Here is a 17,123-nt window from a genome sequence, read left to right as displayed (position 1 = left end):
CAAGCCTCTGTATTGGGTTTGTTTTTAACGCGTTAATTAATGAACCGACTTCAACTGCAACTATCAGCCAATGACTTCAATGGCTAATTCACCTCTTATCAAGCATTGGCACGCCAGACGGTATTCTTCGCCGGTGTAGCCCAATACTTCGATAAACGCTTCTTCATCGCCGTCCCGAGGGTTTAACGCCTCAAGACCCGATTTGACTTTGATCAGGCAGGCGCCGCAGGCCCCGACGCGGCAGCCCAGCGGGATCACATTCTTGCCGCCGGCTTCCCACTCGATATCGGTAATAGGCGAGTTGACCGGTAATTGAAACTCAAGTTGATGCGACGCAATAGTGAGTGTGTGCAACGCCATACTGACCTCGGTTGATATTAAAGTGTGTGTGGCAGGCCCACCGTTTCACGCCATCCGTTAACTGGCGAACGCGAAAAGTTTGTTGATGTAGGAACGTTATTTGGAAGTCAGTTCCAGGTAGATCCAGTACAGCAGGGCAACTGCGCTGATAGCGGCACCCAATAGACAAACGGCGACCCAGCCAAAGTGTGCATATGTATAAGTAGCGGCTATTGCACCCAGACCACTGCCCACCGAGTAGAAACACATGTAGGCGCCCACCAGTCGGCTTTGTGCATCGGGACGTGCGGCAAAGATCAGGCTCTGATTGGTGACATGGACGGCTTGCACGGCGAAATCCAGTAACACCACGCCCACCACCATGGCGAACAATGAGTGTTCAACGAACGCGGTAGGCAGCCAGGACACGGTCAACAGCGCCAATGCGACGCCCGTGGTGCGATTGCCGAGCCCTTGGTCGGCGAGCCGTCCGGCCCGGGCCGCTGCCAGCGCACCGGCCACGCCGGCAAGTCCGAACAAACCAATCTGGGTGTGTGACAGCGACAATGGTGGCGCGCTGAGCGGCAGTACCATCGACGTCCACAACACGCTGAATGCGGCGAAGATCAGCAGGGCGAAGGTGCCCCGGACACGCAATGTACGTTCGGTCAGGTACAACTGGAACACCGATCGCAGCAATTGCCAGTAGCCGCCTTTCGCCGGTGGCGCGGTGGAGGCGGGCATGGTGCGCATCAGCACCAGTGCCATGCCGATCATCAGGGCGGCCGAGACAAAATAAACGCCGCGCCAGCCGGCCAGGTCAGCCACTGCACCGGAGACGAAGCGGGCCAGCAGAATGCCCAGCACCACGCCACTGGTCACAGTGCCGACCGCTTCGCCACGCTGCTCGGGACTCGCCAGCGAAGCGGCGTAGGCGACCACTACTTGCACCACGACCGCCATCAGGCCCACCAGCACCATCGCGCCGAGCAACATGCCCCAATCCTGCGACAGACCCACTGCGCACAGGGCCAGAGCCGACAGCAGCATTTGTGTAAGGATAAGTTTCTTGCGATTGAGCAAATCACCCAGCGGAACGATGAACAACAATCCGACGGCATAACCGGCTTGTGTCGCGGTGACTACGACACCAATCGTGCCCGGCGAAACCGACAGGCTGGCGGCCATCGATTCCAGCAAAGGCTGGGCGAAGTAGACGTTTGCGACAGCCATGGCGCAGGTGATTGCAAAAAGAAAAGTCTGAGAGCGACTGAGCCTGGAGGTGTCCCGGGTTTGGGGGGCTTGCATGTGCCCACCGCTGGTTTTTTCGGCTTCGATGTCCATCTTTACCGGGGCATGAGACTTGAAAGGCATCACTCCATCCTTGGAATATGTGGTTTTGAAAGGAAACTGGTTCGTTGATTTTTATCTGATGAGGTTGTTAAATGCAACCAAATTTGTAAAACATTTTCGTCTGAGGTTAGAACCTTTCTCACTTCCTACTGACTCGCCTCCAGGAGACCCATGGCCAGACAGCAATTACTGGCGCAGAGCGAATGCCCGGTCGCCCGCACGCTCGAAGCAATCGGAGATCGCTGGGTATTAATGATCATCCGCGACGCGTTTGACGACGTTCGGCGCTTCAGTGAATTTCAGAAACGTCTTGGGCTCGCCAAGAACATCCTCACGGTCAAGCTTAAAATGCTCGTCGAGTTGGGCGTATTCACCATCCAGCCGGCATCCGACGGCAGTGCCTACAAAGAATATGTACTGACTGAGATGGGGCGCGCCGTGTTTCCCATCGTCATCAGCATGCGCCAGTGGGGGGAGCGCTACTTGTTCAAAAAAGGGGAGAGCTACTCGGTGCTGCTCGACAATGAATTGTCGGAGCCGGTAGAAACCATCGCCGTACGTTCCAGGGCGGGCAAGGTGTTGACCCCGGCCGATTGTCATCGGCGGGTCGTCAAGCACTGGGGTTGAGGCGAGTCGGAACGACTGGTCGACAAGGCATCGCGATGCTCTGCATCTATGGCGACCGCGACGGCAGCCCTCAGGCCGAGGGTGCAAACGCCTTGATGCTCAGCTCGTGCAGACGCAGGCCCGCGCACGGTCTATGGGGGGTAGGCGCTGCAGTCAACGGATATTTTGTGGTGGTCTGATCCCACTTCACAGGGTCTGCAACGACTCGGCGAATAATCGGGTTTTTGCGTTGCGTCTGATCAGCCAGCGCGTTTGGTCAGCGGCTTAGGGGGCTCCGGTGTTTGTGAGTGTACGGCGCCCATCATACGGGGGAGTCATCGCTGGTGCGGCTGATCTGCGGTAGAGTCGAGGCGCTTGGAGCTGATCACCCAGGAATTCCCATGACCTTGACCGTCGACACCTTGCTCAAACTCGCCATGGCCAACCCCGTCAACGCTGAAATCACCGCGCGTTTGCCGTCGCTCGGGGTGGAGCAGTGCATGCTCACGGCGGGCTGTCTGTTCCAGGCGGTGTGGAATCATCAGGCGAATCGGCCGGTTGATGCGGGGGTGAAGGACTATGACGTTTTTTACTTCGACCAGGATGTGTCCTACGAGGCTGAGGATGCGGTGATCCGCAGGGCCGAGTCGTTGTTCCGGGACCTGGGGGTTAATGTGGAGGTGAAGAACCAGGCGCGGGTTCATCTCTGGTATGGGCAGCGCTTTGGCCGGCCGTACCCTCAGTTGCACTCGGCCAGGCAAGGGGTGGACCGTTACCTGGTGGCGGGAACGTGCATTGCCTTGGACATTGCCACGGGCGAGGTGCATGCGCCGTATGGCTTGGCGGATGTGGAACAGGGCGTGCTGCGCATTAATCCGGTGCATGCCGAGCCCGAGCTGTTTTTGCGCAAGGCCAGGAGTTATCAGGAACGCTGGCCTTGGCTCAGGATTGTGCCGCCGGGGTCAGCCGAATAAAGCGCCGAGCAGACTGCACCCGATCACTACCAGCCACGGCGGCAATTTCATCAGCATCAGTGCCGCCAAGGCGAGCACTGCCAGGGCCAGGTCGTAAACGCTGAAAATCGCGCTGGTCCATACCGGTCGGTACAACGCCGCCAGTAACAAACCCACCACCGCCGCGTTCACACCGGCCAGCGCGGCCTGGGTGCGGGGGCTATGGCGCAGGCTGGCCCAGAAGGGCAGCGCGCCGAAGATCAGCAAAAATGACGGCGCGAAGATCGCCAGCAAGCCGATCAGGCCGCCCAGCCAGCCGGTAGGGGCGTGGGTCATCGAGGCGCCGAGAAAGGCTGCGAAGGTGAACAGCGGGCCGGGCACGGCTTGGGCGGCGCCGTAGCCGGCGAGGAAAATGTCGTTGCTCACCCATTGGCTGGGAACTACCTGGGCTTGCAGCAACGGCAGTACCACGTGGCCGCCGCCAAACACCAGTGAGCCGGTGCGGTAGAAGGCGTCCACCAGCGCCAGCGTGGGATCGCTCGCCCAGTCGGCAAGCAGCGGCAAGCCCACCAGCAACAGCAGGAACAGCGCCAGCCACAGCGTTGCGGCACGGCGGCTGATGGCGATGGGCAGTGCGTCGGGCTCGGCACGGGGCGCGGGCTTGAACAGCAGCAGGCCGACCACCCCAGCCACGACGATCACTGCCACCGGGCTCCAGGCAGACGATTGCAGCAGTACCCAACCGGCGGCGCTCAGCATCAATATTATCCGCACCCAGCCCCGACACAGGGTGCGCGCCATGCCCCACACGGCTTGGGCCACCACCGCCACGGCGACAACCTTGAGGCCATGCAGTGCGCCGGCGGGCAGGGCGCTGCCATAGTGAGAAAGGCCCAGGGCAAACAGAATCAGCGCGATGGCCGACGGCAAGGTGAACCCGGCCCAGGCCGCCGCGGCACCCGCGTAACCTGCGCGTGACAGGCCCAACGCGATGCCGACCTGACTGCTGGCCGGGCCGGGCAGGAACTGGCACAGGGCGACCAGTTCGGCATAGCTGTGTTCACTGAGCCAGCGTCTGCGGGTGACGAATTCCTCGCGAAAATAACCCAGATGCGCAATCGGCCCGCCGAAGGAGGTCAGGCCCAGGCGCAGGAAGATCAGGAACACTGACCCAAGGCTGCTGCGGTGATCGGCAAGGGGTGCGGGCAAGGTGAGGCTCTCGGGTGGCGTGTGAAGAACCCGGCAAATCGACGTGGGCTGGTGGGGCACTTTACCGATTTTTCATGACGCGCAGAAGAGACGGCCTGCCTGTCATTTTTGCCGTGCACATTGAATTTATCGGCGCCGATTTGAGTCATTTAAAGCTGAGTCACTTAAAGCATAGCCTTGCCTTCCACCCTTTAACCTCAAGGACCGACCATGACCTTCTTCATCTTCCTGCTCGCCTGCGCCGCCGCCGCCAGTACCGGTGTGATTTTCAAACCCGGCGCCTGGTACGAGTCCCTGGTCAAGCCCAGCTTCACTCCGCCCAACTGGTTGTTCCCGGTGGCATGGACGATTATCTACCTGCTGCTGGCCTGGGCCGGTTACCGCTTGAGCCTGATCCCAGGCAGCGAGATGGTGTTGGCGTTGTGGGCCGCGCAGATTGCGTTGAATACGCTGTGGACGCCGGTGTTCTTCGGCGCGCATCGCTTGCTCGCCGGGATGGTGATCATTGTGCTGCTGTGGCTGACCGTGGCGGCGATGGTGGTGCTGGCAGTGCGCCTGGACCTGATTACCGGCCTGATCCTGTTTCCGTACCTGGCCTGGCTGTGCGTGGCGGCGGCGTTGAACTTCTCGATCCTGCGGAATAACCGTTGATGGCTTACCAACACTGGCCCGCCAGCGAGACCGAACTGGCCCAGATGCGCCGCTTCAATCGCACGCTTGCGTGGTTGCCGCGCTTCAAGATCCGCAACCGCGTCACGCCGCGTGTGATCCAGGCACTGCTGCGCACCCGGCAAAGGTTCCAGAAACCGCCTGTGGTGGAAATCCGGCTCATCGGCGCCGTGCCCGTGCGTATCCTGCGGCCCGCCGGTGCGCCCAAAGGCGTGGTGCTGGATATCCACGGCGGCGGCTGGGTGATCGGCAATGCGCAGATGAATGACGACCTCAACCTCGGCATGGTGCGCGCGTGCGACGTGGCGGTGGTGTCGGTGGACTATCGGCTGGCGGTCAACACGCCGGTGGAAGGGCTGCTGGAAGACTGCCTGGCCGCTGCGCGCTGGCTGTTGGCGGACTGTGCGGAGTTTGCCGGCCTGCCGGTGTTTTTTGTCGGCGAATCGGCCGGCGGGCACCTGGCGGCGGCGACGTTGCTGGCGTTGAAGCAATGGCCGCTGCTGCTCCAGCGTGTCCATGGCGCGGTGTTGTACTACGGGGTGTATGACTTGACCGGCACGCCGAGTGTGCGCAACGCCGGGCCGCAAACGCTGTTGCTCGATGGGCCGGGGATGGTCACGGCGCTGCGCTTGCTCACGCCGGGGATCACCGATGACGAGCGTCGACAGCCGCCCTTGTCACCCTTGTATGGCGACTTCGCCGGCATGCCGCCAGCGTTGATGTTCGTGGGCGAACTGGACCCGCTCAAGGACGACACGCTGCTGATCGCCGAGCGCTGGAGTCAGGTGGAGGCGCATCTGTTGCCGGAGTCGGCCCATGGGTTCATTCATTTTCCCGTGGCGATGGCAGACAGGGTGTTGGTGTACAGCCGTGGCTGGATAACGGCGCGTCTGCACACCCCGCAACTCTCGACGCCATGCGACGCCGTCGACCCTGGCCCTGAATGAGTTCAATGGGAGGTTTTTATTCGGCGGTGGTCACAGTGACAGATACATGCCTTTGCAATCGCCTAAATCTGTTGGTGGTCCAAACCCGTGATTATGCATTCCTTCTTGTCGGGCGGTGGCGAACTGGCCTCCCTGATCCAGTCAAAAGATTGGTCGGCAACCCCGCTGGGGCCGATCGAATCCTGGCCCCAGAGCCTGCGCACCACCGTCAGCCTGTGCCTGGCGTCCAATTTCCCGATCAATATCATCTGGGGCCCCGAGAACACCCAGATCTATAACGACGGCTACAAGGTGCTGTGCGGCGAGTCGCATCCACGCGCTTTGGGCGAGGGTTACCACGTGACCTGGGCCAGTGCGTGGCCGGCCATTGGCGGGCCCTTCACCGAGGCGCTGGAGGGGCAAACCAGTTTTCTGGAAAACCAGCGCATGTTCCTCACGCGCAATGGTTACCTGGAAGAGACTTTCTTCACCTTTTCCATTTCGCCCATTCGTGATGAAACCGGCGGCATCGGCGGGCTGTTTCACCCGGTGACGGAAACCACGGTGACCATCCTCGCCGAGCGGCGCACCCGTGCGTTGCGCGATCTGACCGGGCAGTTGGCGGTTGCCGATGACTTGCCCAAACTGATCGCGTTGACGGTGCAGACGCTGGCGGGGTTCAACTTCGATATTCCGTTCCTGCTGTTTTATGAGTGGGACGCCCAAGGCAAGGGTTACCGCCTGGCACAACACAGCGGTATCGCCGCCAACACCGCCGCATCACCGGCCTGGATCGACGCGGCCGACACCACGCCCTGGCCGTTGGGCGCCGCGTGCGAGCAAAAGCGCACGCTGCAGGTGGACAACATCGAGGCGCTGTTTGCCGGCGTGGCCTGCGGGCCCTATCCGGAGCCGTCCCAGACCGCCTTTGTGTTGCCGCTGGTGGTACCGGACGACGCACAGACCCCGTTGATTCTGGTGGCCGGCGCGTCACCCCGCTTGCCGATGAACGATATTTACCGAGGGCTCTACGAACTGCTGGGGGCAGCGCTCTCGGCGGCACTGGCCACCGTACGTGCGCGCGAGTATGAGCGTCAGCGTGCCGACGCCCTGGCGGCGATCGACCAGGCCAAGACCACCTTTTTCACCAACATCAGCCATGAATTTCGCACGCCCCTGACCTTGATGCTCGGGCCGCTGGAAGAGTCGCTGGCCTTGGGCGATACGCTCCCCGAGGATGAGCGTGAGCGTGTCACGCTGGCTTATCGCAACGGCCAGCGCCTGCTCAAGCTGGTCAACTCACTGCTGGAGTTTTCCCGCATTGAGGCCGGCCGCGCCCAGGCGACCTATGCGCCGGTGGACCTGCCGGCACTCACCGCTGACCTGGCCTCCAACTTCCGATCGGCCTGCGAGCGCGCCGGCCTGGCGTTGCTCATCGACACCACACCTTTGCCCGAGGCGGCCTACGTCGACCGCGACATGTGGGAAAAGGTGGTGCTGAACCTGATCTCCAACGCCTTCAAATTCACCCTGGCCGGGCACATCCGCGTCAGCGTTGCGCCCACCGCCGATGGCAGCGCTGCCCAGGTGCGCGTGAGTGACACCGGCACCGGCATCGCGGCCCATGAGCTGCCGCGTTTGTTCGAGCGCTTCCACCAGATCGAAAACCCCGTCGGCCGCTCGTTCGAAGGCTCGGGGATCGGCCTGGCGCTGGTGGATGAACTGGTCAGGCTGCAAGGCGGCACACTGGAAGTGACCAGTGAGGTGGGGGTCGGCACGACGTTCAGCATCCGGCTGCCGCTGGGCAACCGGCATGTCCCCAAGCCGCTGCATACCGAGGCGTTGCAGTACGGTTCTACCACCAATGTGAGTGCCTACGTGGAGGAGGCGCTTGGCTGGTTGCCGGATGCGTCGGCGCTGGTTGACGAGGCCCACACACACCCTGAGCCTGAGGCCGAGTCCTTCCAGGGCCACGTGCTGCTGGCGGACGATAATGCCGATATGCGCGCTTACGTCGCGCGCTTGCTGTACGCCGCCGGCCTGGACGTGGAAACCGTGACCGATGGGCAGGCCGCGCTGCAGGCGGCCCGCGAAAACCCGCCGCAACTGATCCTTACCGATGTGATGATGCCGGTCCTCGATGGCTTTGGCCTATTGCGCGCCGTGCGTGAAGACCCGCGCTTGCAGGCGACGCCGGTGATTCTGCTGTCGGCCCGTGCGGGTGAAGAAGCCCGCGCCGAGGGCCTGGCCGCCGGCGCCGATGACTACCTGATCAAACCGTTTTCGGCGCGCGAGCTGGTCTCCCGTGTCACCTCGCATCTGGAGCGCGCCCGCAACCGCCGCGTGGCGACATTGCGTGAAAGCGAAGCGCGGCTGCGCCTGGCGATTGACGCCGGGCAGATCGGCGAATGGGAACTGGATATCGTCGCCGACAGCTCGGTGCGCGCCGAGCGACACGACCAGATTTTCGGTTACCACGAGCGGGTGCCGCACTGGGGCATGCAGACCTTCCTGGAACATGTGCTGCCCGCAGACCGCGACGCGGTCGAGGCGGCGTTCACGCGCGCGGTGGCCCAGGGCAGCAGTTGGGATTTCCAGTGCCGCATCCGCCGCGTCGATGACCAGCAGGTGCGCTGGATCCTGGTGCGCAGCATGCCGCAACTCGATGCCCACGGGCGCACCCTGAAAATGTTCGGCCTGGTGCAGGACATCACCGACCAGAAACGGGTCGAGCTGGGCATGCAGGCCCTCAATGAAACCCTCGAACAGCGCATCACCGAGGCCATGGAAGAGCGCAGCAAGGCCGAAGAACAACTGCGCCAGGCGCAAAAACTCGAAGCCCTGGGCCAACTCACCGGCGGCGTGGCCCACGACTTCAATAACCTATTGACGGTGATTCGCTCTTCGCTCGACCTGCTGGAGCGTCCGGAGCTGCCCGAAGCGCGGCGCAGCCGTTACCTGGCGGCGATTTCCGACACGGTCAACCGAGCGGCGCGTCTCACCGGGCAGTTACTCGCGTTCGCCCGTCGCCAGGCCTTGAAGCCGCAGGCGTTCGACGTCAGCCACAGCGTGACCTCGCTGGTGGAAATGATCGAATCGCTGTGTGGTGCCCATATCCGCGTCATCACTGAGCTTGCGCCCTACGATTGTTTCGTCTATGCCGACTCCAGCCAGTTCGATTCGGCGCTGGTCAACGTGGTGGTCAATGCCCGTGATGCGATGAAGGGCGTGGGTACCCTGACCGTCGCGGTAGCCTCGGTCGACACACTCCCGGCCCTGCGCGGCCAGCCTGCGGTGCCGGGGGCGTTTGTGGCGATAACGGTGAGCGACACCGGCGGCGGCATACGCCCTGAACATCTGGAGCGCATATTCGAGCCGTTTTTCACCACCAAGAACGTCGGGCAGGGCACCGGGCTTGGCCTTAGCCAAGTGTTCGGCTTTGCCAAACAGTCGGGCGGCGAAGTGCGGGTCAGCACCGAATTCGGTCGAGGTTCGACGTTCACGTTGTACCTGCCCAAAGTCATTGCGCGGCCGCGGGAACCCGAGGTGGAGCTCGAGGCGGCGCCGATGACCGAGGGCCGTGGCACCCATGTGCTGGTGGTGGAAGACAACGTCGAAGTGGGTACCTTTGCCACCCAGGCCCTGGAGGAACTGGGCTTTCAGGCGACCTGGGCGATGAATGCCGAGCAGGCCCTCAAATTGTTGTCCGATGAGGCCGACGCGTTCGACGTGGTGTTTTCCGATGTGATGATGCCCGGCATGAACGGGCTTGAGCTGGCCAAGGAAATCCAACGGCTGTGGCCCGCCTTGCCCATCGTGCTCACCAGTGGCTACAGCCATGTGCTGGCGCAACAAGGCACCCACGGTTTCGACCTGCTGCACAAGCCGTATTCCATTCATCAACTGTTGCTGATCCTGCGCAGGGCCTGTTCGACACCAGCGGGCTCAGGCTGAGCGCAAGCGTAGAATCTGCGCGCCGTCGAACGGGTCGGTCAGGTAATGCGCCTGCACACCGAAGGTGGCCTGCAACCGTTGGGGAGTCAGTACCTCCAGCGGTTTACCCAGCGCCACCAGCCGGCCCCGATCGAGCACGGCCAAGCGATCACAGGTCAGCGCCTGGTTGAGGTCGTGCAGGGCAATCAAGGTGGTGACCGGAAGCGCCTGCACGCCTTTGAGAATCGTCAGTTGGTGCTGGATGTCCAAGTGGTTGGTCGGCTCGTCCAGCAGCAGAATCTGCGGGCGCTGCGCCAGTGCGCGGGCGATATGCACGCGTTGGCGTTCGCCGCCGGAGAGGCTGCGCCAGGCGCGATGGCTCAGGTGTGTGGCGTCCACGTCGTGCAAGGCCTGGCGCACGATGGTGTCATCTTCGCCCGACCACGGGCTCAGCGCCGACAGCCACGGCGTGCGGCCTAGGGCGACCGCATCGAACACGCGGATGGCGTCGTCGGTATCGGCCTGTTGTTCCACCACGGCCACGTGCTGCGCGATGGCGCGGCGCGACAAGTCGCCTAAACGCTTGTCGCCCAGGCGCACCTCACCGCTGGCCGGCGTACGCAACCCCGCGAGCAACTTGAGCAAGGTCGATTTGCCCGACCCGTTCGGCCCGACGATACCCAGGGTTTCACCCGCCGCAACCTCAAGGTGGACGTCGCACAGCAACTCGGCCTCGCGCACCTTGAAGCCGAGCCCACTGCAGCTCAACACACTCATCGCGCATTCCTCCGACCGATCAGGATCAGCGCAAACACCGGCGCGCCGACCAGTGCGGTGACCACCCCCACCGGAATCACCTGGCCTTTGATCAGGGTGCGCGACAGCACATCGGCGGCGATCAGGAACAACGCGCCGCCCAGAGCACTCGCGGGCAGCAGACGGGAGTGCCCGGTGCCGAGTATCAAGCGTGCAGCATGGGGGATCACCAGCCCGACAAATCCGATGGAGCCGACAATCGACACCATCACCGCCGTCACCACCGCCGCGCAGCCCACCAGCACGAATTGCACGCGCCGCACCGGAATGCCGAGGGCGGCCGCCGAATCCGTGCCGAAGGTAAACGCATCCAGTGCGCGACGGTGCCACAGGCACACCACCAGCCCCACGACCGCCACCGGCACCGCCAGCCACACCGACGGCCAACGCACGCCGCTGAGGTTGCCGAGCAGCCAGAACATGATGCCCCGCGCCTGTTCGGAGCTGGCGGATTTGGTGATCAGGAACGCGGTGAGCGCATTGAACAGCTGCGAGCCGGCGATGCCCGCGAGGATGATCTGCCCGGTGCCGCTGGACGAGCCACTGGCCCGCGCCAGCAGAATCACCAGGGCGAACGCGGCCATGGCGCCGACGAATGCGCCCGCCGACAGCGAAATCAAACCGCCGCCCACCCCGATCAACGCGATCAGCACCGCACCGGTCGAAGCGCCGGCGCTGATGCCCAACAGGTACGGATCGGCCAACGGGTTGCGCAGCAACGATTGCAGGATCACCCCGCACGTCGCCAGGCCCGCACCGCAGGCGCCGGCCACCAGGGCGCGGGTCAGGCGGTAGTTCCACACCACGCCTTCATCGATGGGGTCGAGTGCGTAGCCGGCCGCCCAGAGTTTGTTGGCGAGCACCTGGAGCACCACCTGCGGCGAGATGGCAGTTTCGCCGATGGCCACGCCGGCGAGCAGGGCGATCAGCAGCAGTGTGAGGGCAAGCAGGGTCCGTATCATTGCGCCAGGTCGTAGCCGTCGATGGCCGCAGCCAGTTGGTCAAGGCCGTCGAATGTGCGCAGGCTGGCCTGCAGCGCCAGGGCGTCGAGGATGATGATGCGGTTGTGTTTCACCGCGTCCATGTTGCGGGTCACGGGGTCGCTGCGCAGGAAGGCCAGCTTCTTTTCATGGTCGTCGGCGGGATAGCGGCGTCGGTCCATGCGTGCGATCACCAGGAAGGTGGGGTTGGCCTTGGCGAGGGTTTCCCAGCCGACGGCGGGCCATTCTTCATCGGACTGCACCACGTTGCGCAGGCCGAGGGTGTGCAGCATGAATTCGGGTACACCTTTATGGCCGGCCACGTAGGGGTCGCTGGCCATTTCGGCGCTGGAGAACCACACCAGCGCGCTGGCTTGCTTCAAGCCTTTGCGCTGCACGGTGGCGATGGACGTGGCCAGGCGCGCCTTGAGTTCATCGGTCAGTTGCTGGCCGCGCGGCTGTACGTCGAAGATCTCGGCCAATTGGCTGAGGCTCTTGTAGATCGTCTCGATGCGAAACGGCTGCAGTCGCGTGCCATCGGCGCCCACCCGGTTGTCTTTGTCTTCGCAGTCGGAGGGCAGCAAGTAGGTCGGGATGTTCAGTTCCTGAAACTGCTCGCGGGTGCCCACCACGCCTTGGGGCCCGACCACCCATTCCAGCTCGGCGGCCACCAGTTGCGGGCGCTTGGCGATCACTGCTTCGAAGCTCGGTTCGTTATTGGCCAGGCGCTCGATGTGGTCGTTCTGTGCCTTGTACTGCGCCAATACATCGTTGAACCACAGCGAAGTGCCGACCACTTTGTCGCCCACGCCCAACGCATACAGCATCTCGGTGGCGGCCTGGCCGATGGTCACGCTACGCGCGGGCGCCTGCTGGAACGTGACGGGGCTGCCGCAGTTTTCCAGGGTCAGCGGGTAGTGGGTAGGCGCGGCGTGGGCCAGGGCGCAGCAACCCAGGCCGATGATCAGGGCCGTAACGCGTGGCAGCATGGGGCAATCTCCGTTTGAACCGTCGGTGAAGCAGGGCAGGTACGGTACGGAAATACACCCACGAACGCTGCCGGCCGGGCAGGGCAAGGATGGCCTTCCCGGACACCCCGCCGGTTAGTGAGTCACTGGGCCGGCAGGTCTCCTGACTGATGCGTCATCGCCCGGCTCCGGCCTTCCCGGACAACGTCCAGTGGCAGTGGGGAGCAGGCTCGGCACCTACAGTTGCGGGGGCAGTTTCGATTGACGTCGCGGGCGGCGTTTCGAATTCCCTATTAGTCCCGTGGGGGAACCGGCGGCGCTATGGTAGTTGATTCGGCCCACGAGAGGGAGGTGGAAGTGACGCCGGTCACAGGCGAATGTCCCCAGGCCCCCGGATCAGCGCTTCGATCCGCGTTCCCGTGGCGCGCTCTTCGTTGCTGAAGCCGTCGTAGTCGGCCAGGTTGCCGAAGCGGATGCCGGTCAATTGCTCGATCTGGATCACACTGCGTTGGTAGGTTCTGAGCGGGCCGAACACCAGGTCCAATTGGCCCAGCTCGCGGCTCTGGTCGATCATATAGGCGCTGGCGGAAGGCTTGCCGTCGTCGCCAAGGTAGGCCACGACTTTCCAGAACGCCTTGGGGATTTTCACGCCCCGGTACAGGCGGTCGTCGTCGGCGAATACCGGGCCGGTAAATACGCTGGCGCGGGCTTTCCAGCGCTGGGTGTTGTCGAGAATGTAGTCCTCCAGTTCCAGCCAGGTCTTCTGGTTGAAGCCGCTCATCTGCGGCGAGCAGTTGGTGAAATGGAAGGTGTCGCCGTTGGCGGTGTTTGCGTCGTCGCCCCAGTTGGGGTCCTGGCGCCGCACCAGGTGGCCACGGTCAAGGCCGTTGCCGGCGTAGAGGTCTTCGCCCACCTGGGCCTCGAGGGGCAGGCGGCCATCGTAGGCCCAGGTGTCGTTGCTGCGCACGATATCCACGTGCTTGGCGCCGTCGATGTTGACACCGACATACAGCGCCAACCGTCGGGAACGCGACATGCTGATGGAAAAGTGCATGTAGTCCAGGCGCCCGGGCTGGGCGTCGCTGGCCTGGGCCGGGTCCAGCGTGGGCCAGGACACCGCGAAGCTGCCGAGAAAATCCTCGGCGTAGCCGCGCCGGTCTTGCAGGTCCTTGGCCGCGGTGACGCGTGGCGCTGCGGCCCTGGCTTCCAGCAGGGAGGGCGTAGGCGTGATCAAGGGGCGAAGGTCGGCGAGCCTTGGGCGGTAGGCCAGGTCGATTTTGACGTTACGTGCGGGCATGGGGTATTCCTTATGCGGATCGGATAAACACGACTGCAACATGATTTCATGACAATTTGGCCCAGGCGGCAGACTCCGGTCTATCCTGAAGTCGTTAACCGGCCGTTCACCACACGCCAAAAAGGAGCCAGCTTATGTGTGTTCGCCAATCGCGTAACCCGATTTTCTGCCTGATCCCGCCGTACATGCTCGACCAGATTGCACGCCACGGCGATAAAGCCCAACGCGAGGTGGCGCTGCGCACGCGCGCCAAGGACAGCACGTTCCGCTCGTTGCGCATGGTCGCCGTACCCGCCAGAGGCCCCGCCCGCATGGCGCTGGTGGCGGGTGCCGAGAAACAGCGCTCGATCTACAGCGCCGACAACACCGACAGCCTGCCGGGCAAGTTGATCCGCAGCGAAGGGCAACCCGCCAGCGGTGATGCGGCGGTGGACGAGGCCTACGATGGCCTGGGCGCGACCTTCGACTTTTTCGAGCAGGTCTTCGACCGCAATTCCATCGACGATGCCGGCATGGCGCTGGATGCCACCGTGCACTTCGGCCAGGACTACAACAATGCGTTCTGGAATTCGACCCAGATGGTCTTTGGCGATGGCGACCAGCAGCTGTTCAACCGCTTCACCGTGGCACTCGACGTGATCGGCCATGAATTGGCCCACGGGGTCACCGAAGATGAAGCCAAACTGATGTACTTCAACCAGTCCGGTGCGTTGAACGAGTCGCTGTCGGACGTGTTCGGTTCATTGATCAAGCAATACGCGCTGCAACAGACGGCCGAAGACGCCGATTGGCTGATCGGCAAGGGGCTGTTCACCAAAAAAATCAAAGGCACCGCCCTGCGCTCGATGAAGGCGCCCGGCACCGCGTTTGACGACAAATTGCTGGGCAAGGACCCGCAGCCGGGGCACATGGATGATTTTGTGCACACCTACGACGACAACGGCGGCGTGCATATCAACTCCGGCATCCCCAACCACGCGTTTTATCAGGTTGCCACCCGCATCGGCGGCTTTGCCTGGGAGCGTGCCGGGCGCATCTGGTACGACGCGTTGCGCGACGCGCGGTTGCGACCCAACTCGGGGTTTCTGCGTTTTGCACGTATCACTTACGATGTGGCCGGGCGTCTCTACGGCGCGAACAAGGATGAGCAGAAGGCCGTCAAGGAAGGTTGGAAAGCAGTGGGCATTAACGTCTGACAATCCGCCAGGGCGGAGAGGAACAGCCATGCGCATCTCGATCAAGGAAAACGGCGGCCCGGCGTTTTTTCCGGGCCTGGCCCAGCCGCGCAGTGTCGAGCTGGACAAGTTACCCGAGCAGGACCAGCGGGAGTTGCGGCAACTGATCGAGAAATCGGAGTTTTTCCAGTTGCCGCAAAGCACCCAACCCTCCTCCGACGACCCGGGGCAGGTGCATTACACGCTCACCGTAAGTGAAGGTGAGCGTGAACACACGGTGTGCGTATTGGCGCCGGTGAAGTCGCAGGCGCTGGACGGGTTGGTGCAGTGCGTGCGACGGCATATTCGCTGTTGAAGCTGGCGCCCTGTAGGAGCGAGCTTGCTCGCGAAAAACGTCAACGATAACGCGCAAAACCTGGGGCTACGCGTGTTCTGAGGTTCTTCGCGAGCAAGCTCGCTCCTACAGTAAGCGGTACGCTTTGTCTGGCTTATTTACGGTCGAACCACACCGTCTGCGCATTACAGAATTCGCGCACGCCAAAGTGCGACAGTTCGCGCCCGAACCCGCTTTTCTTCACGCCACCAAAGGCCACCCGAGGGTCGGAGACGCTGAACGCGTTGACGAAGATCCCACCGGTTTCCAGTTGGTTGGCGATGTCCCGTGCCTTCGCCGAGTCGCGGGTGAAGATACTCGCGGTCAGGCCGAATTCGCTGTCGTTGGCCAGTGCCACTGCATGGTCGGCGTCGCGTGCGGTGATGATCGACGCGACGGGGCCGAACAGTTCCTGTTTGAACGAGGTCATCTGGTCGGTGACGTCAGCCAGTACGGTGGGCTCGTAATAGTTGCCGGCGCCGGCCACTTTGTTGCCGCCGAGCAACAGGGTCGCGCCTTCTTTCACGGTGGCCTGGACCTGGCCGTGCAGTTCATCGCGCAAATCGAAGCGCGCCATGGGGCCGATGTAGGTGGCCGGCGAGGTCGGGTCGCCCATCACCAGGTTGCGGCTGGCTTCGAGGAACTTGGCGGTAAAGGCTTCGACCACGCCGTCTTCGATGATCAGGCGCTTGGCGGCGGCGCAGACTTGGCCGCTGTTCTGGAAACGGCCGATCAGCGCGGCCTGTACGGCTGCGTCGAGGTCGGCGTCGTTGAGCACGATGAACGGGTCGGAGCCGCCCAGTTCCAGCACGCATTTCTTCAGTGCCGCACCGGCCTGGGAGCCGATGGCGATACCGGCGCGCACGCTGCCGGTGAGGGTCACGGCGGCAATGCGTGGGTCGGCGATGGCGCTGGACACACCCTCGGTCGTGACGTTGATGACCTCGAACAGGCCTTCAGCGAAGCCGGCCTTTTGGAACGCCTGCTGGATCAGGTAGGCGCTGCCCATCACGTTCGGCGCATGCTTGAGCACGTAGGTGTTGCCGGCCAGCATGGTCGGGATGGCGCCGCGCAGCACTTGCCACACCGGGAAGTTCCACGGCATCACGGCAAGGATCGGGCCCAGCGGGCGGTATTCGATGTGGGCGGTGCCGTTGTCGACCAGGGTCGGCTCCGGGGCGAGCATGGCGGGGCCGTGCTGCGCATACCACTCGCTGAGCTGGGCGCACTTCTCGATTTCGGCTCGGGCCTGGGCGATGGGTTTGCCCATTTCCAGGGTGATCATCTGCGCCATGGCTTCGGCCTGGTCACGCAGGGCGCTGGCCAGGGCCAGCAGCAATTCAGCGCGCTGGCCGACGGATTGGCGGCGCCAGGTGCGGAACGCAGCGGTGGAACGGTTAAGCGCGGCGTCCAACTGCGATTGGCTTTCGTACGCGTAGCGGGCAACGGTTTCACCGTTGGCCGGGTTGATCGACAAGGCGTGGGTCTGGTGAGAAATAGCGTTCATGGCACCGTCCTGCTGGGAT

The 17,123-nt window shown here is 63.1% G+C and carries 15 protein-coding genes and 1 riboswitch; of the genes, 7 read left to right on the top strand and 8 right to left on the bottom strand.

The window, feature by feature from the left end:
* Window positions 1–63: 63 nt before the first annotated feature.
* On the bottom strand, window positions 64–360 hold the full coding sequence (locus C4J87_RS16850; RefSeq protein WP_092397249.1) for a 2Fe-2S iron-sulfur cluster-binding protein: 297 nt from the start codon (window positions 358–360) through the stop codon (window positions 64–66).
* 96 nt (window positions 361–456) lie between these two features.
* Window positions 457–1,713 (bottom strand): MFS transporter, encoded by a 1,257-nt coding sequence (locus tag C4J87_RS16845; RefSeq protein WP_124367700.1) that lies wholly within the window; start codon window positions 1,711–1,713, stop codon window positions 457–459.
* Window positions 1,714–1,863: 150 nt separating this feature from the next.
* Between C4J87_RS16845 and C4J87_RS16840 the strand changes: the two genes are divergently transcribed.
* Both C4J87_RS16840 and C4J87_RS16835 read left to right on the top strand, forming a co-directional pair.
* A complete protein-coding gene (locus C4J87_RS16840; RefSeq protein ID WP_124367699.1) occupies window positions 1,864–2,319 on the top strand; it encodes a helix-turn-helix domain-containing protein in 456 nt (151 codons plus the stop codon).
* A gap of 380 nt (window positions 2,320–2,699) precedes the next feature.
* The gene (locus tag C4J87_RS16835; RefSeq protein WP_124367698.1) at window positions 2,700–3,272 is read left to right on the top strand and encodes a nucleotidyltransferase family protein; all 573 of its coding nucleotides are present in this window, start codon (window positions 2,700–2,702) and stop codon (window positions 3,270–3,272) included.
* Here the strand turns inward: C4J87_RS16835 and chrA are convergent.
* Window positions 3,261–4,460, bottom strand: a complete 1,200-nt coding sequence (gene chrA, locus C4J87_RS16830) for a chromate efflux transporter (RefSeq protein WP_124367697.1) — start codon at window positions 4,458–4,460, stop codon at window positions 3,261–3,263. The two genes, C4J87_RS16835 and chrA, sit on opposite strands and share 12 nt — an antisense overlap.
* Before the next feature lie 210 nt (window positions 4,461–4,670).
* Between chrA and C4J87_RS16825 the strand changes: the two genes are divergently transcribed.
* From C4J87_RS16825 to C4J87_RS16815, 3 genes are all read left to right on the top strand, one after another.
* Window positions 4,671–5,111: a TspO/MBR family protein gene (locus tag C4J87_RS16825; protein ID WP_124363626.1), complete on the top strand. Its 441-nt coding sequence runs from the start codon at window positions 4,671–4,673 to the stop codon at window positions 5,109–5,111.
* The gene (locus C4J87_RS16820; protein WP_124367696.1) at window positions 5,111–6,076 is read left to right on the top strand and encodes an alpha/beta hydrolase fold domain-containing protein; all 966 of its coding nucleotides are present in this window, start codon (window positions 5,111–5,113) and stop codon (window positions 6,074–6,076) included. The genes C4J87_RS16825 and C4J87_RS16820 overlap by 1 nt, the downstream gene beginning before the upstream one ends.
* Window positions 6,077–6,169: 93 nt before the next feature.
* Complete coding sequence (locus C4J87_RS16815) at window positions 6,170–10,009, top strand: ATP-binding protein (protein ID WP_256680099.1); 3,840 nt, start codon at window positions 6,170–6,172, stop codon at window positions 10,007–10,009.
* Here the strand turns inward: C4J87_RS16815 and C4J87_RS16810 are convergent.
* From C4J87_RS16810 to C4J87_RS16795, 4 genes are all read right to left on the bottom strand, one after another.
* Complete coding sequence (locus tag C4J87_RS16810; protein WP_124367694.1) at window positions 10,001–10,765, bottom strand: ABC transporter ATP-binding protein; 765 nt, start codon at window positions 10,763–10,765, stop codon at window positions 10,001–10,003. The genes C4J87_RS16815 and C4J87_RS16810 overlap by 9 nt on opposite strands.
* Entirely contained in the window at window positions 10,762–11,766 is a 1,005-nt protein-coding gene (locus C4J87_RS16805) for an iron ABC transporter permease (RefSeq protein ID WP_124367693.1), read from the bottom strand. The genes C4J87_RS16810 and C4J87_RS16805 overlap by 4 nt, the downstream gene beginning before the upstream one ends.
* Window positions 11,763–12,773, bottom strand: a complete 1,011-nt coding sequence (locus tag C4J87_RS16800) for an ABC transporter substrate-binding protein (RefSeq protein ID WP_124367692.1) — start codon at window positions 12,771–12,773, stop codon at window positions 11,763–11,765. Before C4J87_RS16800 ends, C4J87_RS16805 begins: the two co-directional genes overlap by 4 nt.
* Window positions 12,774–12,887: 114 nt before the next feature.
* A riboswitch (cobalamin riboswitch) is annotated at window positions 12,888–13,082 on the bottom strand.
* A gap of 37 nt (window positions 13,083–13,119) precedes the next feature.
* Complete coding sequence (locus C4J87_RS16795; RefSeq protein WP_124367691.1) at window positions 13,120–14,049, bottom strand: DNA/RNA non-specific endonuclease; 930 nt, start codon at window positions 14,047–14,049, stop codon at window positions 13,120–13,122.
* A gap of 134 nt (window positions 14,050–14,183) precedes the next feature.
* Here C4J87_RS16795 and C4J87_RS16790 point away from each other — a divergent pair, with 134 nt between their 5' ends.
* Window positions 14,184–15,245, top strand: coding sequence for a M4 family metallopeptidase (locus C4J87_RS16790; RefSeq protein WP_124367690.1), 1,062 nt, complete (start codon window positions 14,184–14,186; stop codon window positions 15,243–15,245).
* A gap of 28 nt (window positions 15,246–15,273) precedes the next feature.
* Window positions 15,274–15,579: a protealysin inhibitor emfourin gene (locus C4J87_RS16785; protein WP_124367689.1), complete on the top strand. Its 306-nt coding sequence runs from the start codon at window positions 15,274–15,276 to the stop codon at window positions 15,577–15,579.
* Window positions 15,580–15,712: 133 nt separating this feature from the next.
* Here the strand turns inward: C4J87_RS16785 and C4J87_RS16780 are convergent, their stop codons facing one another.
* Window positions 15,713–17,104: an aldehyde dehydrogenase family protein gene (locus C4J87_RS16780; protein WP_124367688.1), complete on the bottom strand. Its 1,392-nt coding sequence runs from the start codon at window positions 17,102–17,104 to the stop codon at window positions 15,713–15,715.
* Between the last annotated feature and the right edge of the window lie 19 nt (window positions 17,105–17,123).

It is taken from the genome of Pseudomonas sp. R1-43-08, from assembly GCF_003852255.1.
GTDB lineage: Bacteria > Pseudomonadota > Gammaproteobacteria > Pseudomonadales > Pseudomonadaceae > Aquipseudomonas.
Note: the sequence above shows the minus strand (reverse complement) of the source record. Positions and strands in the feature narration are given on the sequence as shown.

What these genes read in the sequence shown, in the direction of transcription:
- C4J87_RS16845 (WP_124367700.1), bottom strand. Translation starts at nt 1,713, where the DNA reads ATGCCTTTCAAGTCTCATGCCCCGGTAAAGATGGACATCGAAGCCGAA.
- C4J87_RS16840 (WP_124367699.1), top strand. Translation starts at nt 1,864, where the DNA reads ATGGCCAGACAGCAATTACTGGCGCAGAGCGAATGCCCGGTCGCCCGC.
- C4J87_RS16805 (WP_124367693.1), bottom strand. Translation starts at nt 11,766, where the DNA reads ATGATACGGACCCTGCTTGCCCTCACACTGCTGCTGATCGCCCTGCTC.
- C4J87_RS16825 (WP_124363626.1), top strand. Translation starts at nt 4,671, where the DNA reads ATGACCTTCTTCATCTTCCTGCTCGCCTGCGCCGCCGCCGCCAGTACC.
- C4J87_RS16780 (WP_124367688.1), bottom strand. Translation starts at nt 17,104, where the DNA reads ATGAACGCTATTTCTCACCAGACCCACGCCTTGTCGATCAACCCGGCC.
- C4J87_RS16850 (WP_092397249.1), bottom strand. Translation starts at nt 360, where the DNA reads ATGGCGTTGCACACACTCACTATTGCGTCGCATCAACTTGAGTTTCAA.
- C4J87_RS16820 (WP_124367696.1), top strand. Translation starts at nt 5,111, where the DNA reads ATGGCTTACCAACACTGGCCCGCCAGCGAGACCGAACTGGCCCAGATG.
- C4J87_RS16795 (WP_124367691.1), bottom strand. Translation starts at nt 14,049, where the DNA reads ATGCCCGCACGTAACGTCAAAATCGACCTGGCCTACCGCCCAAGGCTC.
- C4J87_RS16790 (WP_124367690.1), top strand. Translation starts at nt 14,184, where the DNA reads ATGTGTGTTCGCCAATCGCGTAACCCGATTTTCTGCCTGATCCCGCCG.
- C4J87_RS16810 (WP_124367694.1), bottom strand. Translation starts at nt 10,765, where the DNA reads ATGAGTGTGTTGAGCTGCAGTGGGCTCGGCTTCAAGGTGCGCGAGGCC.
- C4J87_RS16815 (WP_256680099.1), top strand. Translation starts at nt 6,170, where the DNA reads ATGCATTCCTTCTTGTCGGGCGGTGGCGAACTGGCCTCCCTGATCCAG.
- C4J87_RS16785 (WP_124367689.1), top strand. Translation starts at nt 15,274, where the DNA reads ATGCGCATCTCGATCAAGGAAAACGGCGGCCCGGCGTTTTTTCCGGGC.
- C4J87_RS16800 (WP_124367692.1), bottom strand. Translation starts at nt 12,773, where the DNA reads ATGCTGCCACGCGTTACGGCCCTGATCATCGGCCTGGGTTGCTGCGCC.
- C4J87_RS16835 (WP_124367698.1), top strand. Translation starts at nt 2,700, where the DNA reads ATGACCTTGACCGTCGACACCTTGCTCAAACTCGCCATGGCCAACCCC.